This window comes from Brachyspira pilosicoli, from assembly GCF_019402445.1.
GTDB classification, from domain to species: Bacteria; Spirochaetota; Brachyspiria; order Brachyspirales; family Brachyspiraceae; genus Brachyspira; species Brachyspira pilosicoli_B.
Genome location: NZ_SRZM01000114.1, coordinates 1 through 944, shown reverse-complemented (window position 1 = coordinate 944; position 944 = coordinate 1). Strand labels below are relative to the sequence as shown.

The 944-nt window shown below is 25.6% G+C and carries 2 protein-coding genes; both read right to left on the bottom strand.

Annotated features, from left to right (window positions below):
• Positions 1-37: 37 nt before the first annotated feature.
• Positions 38-373, bottom strand: a complete 336-nt coding sequence (locus E6A48_RS04525; RefSeq protein ID WP_219708856.1) for a GIY-YIG nuclease family protein — start codon at positions 371-373, stop codon at positions 38-40.
• Positions 363-944: cytidylyltransferase domain-containing protein (locus E6A48_RS04520; RefSeq protein ID WP_219708855.1), on the bottom strand; the 582-nt coding region annotated here is incomplete at its 5' end. The genes E6A48_RS04520 and E6A48_RS04525, both read right to left, overlap by 11 nt.

Sequence of the window (944 nt, the reverse complement as noted above, 5' to 3'; positions counted from 1 at the left end):
TTAAAGTAAATAATAAATTAAGATATTTTTAATAAAATTAACTATTCATATTTGATACACTTATTACGCTAATTTTTTTTAATTCAATATATTCTTTTAGAAAATATTTTTTTAATAATCTTTTATTTTCTATAAACATAGTTTTTGTTTTTTTATCTTGTTTTTTTATATAATGCTCTATTTTTAAAGCTATACTTATGTTTTCAACTCTCCAAGCTGATAAAAATTTAATAGGCTTATGAGTTTTAGTATATTTTGCCCCTTTGCCTTTACTGTGCTTTATAAACCTCTCTTTTAAATTGTTTGTTACTCCAGTATAATAACTCCCATCTTCACAGAGAAGTATATAAACATAATAAACCTCATTTTCCATTTTTTATGTCTCTTATAATATCATCAACATCAATATATATATCATTATTATATTTTTTAAATATATCACATACATTATTATAATCTTCTACAGTGTCTACTGTAGTTCTTAATTCTGGCATTCTAAAACTCTCTTCCGCCTTTGGATTTTCTATTTTAAACTTATTAGGGTTTCTATAATGATACTGAGTAATATGTTCATGCTCAAAAGAATCATTAGAATTATCATTAGCATATTTTAAAGCCTCATAATTAATAACTTCAACACCGCTGCCATAAGGAAGCAAATCATAATGACTTAAATCTGCATTTGTTTTTATATGATGCTCTATTATAGAATCTAATGCCTTTATACTCACCAATGGATTATCCCCAGTAGCTCGTACTATAATATCTCCATTAAACTTCTCTGCCGCTTTCACATATCTATCTAAAACATCTTCCTCGCTTCCTACAAAATAATTGCACTCAAGACTTTCAAATATCTTACTAAACTCATTATAAGATTTCTCTTCTGTAGCAACTATAACATCATTAGCCATTTTAGAACTTCTTAGCCTTTTTATAATAAG

Bases quoted from the DNA above. Each gene is read 5' to 3' on its own strand.
- E6A48_RS04525 (WP_219708856.1), bottom strand. From the start codon at position 373: ATGGAAAATGAGGTTTATTATGTTTATATACTTCTCTGTGAAGATGGG.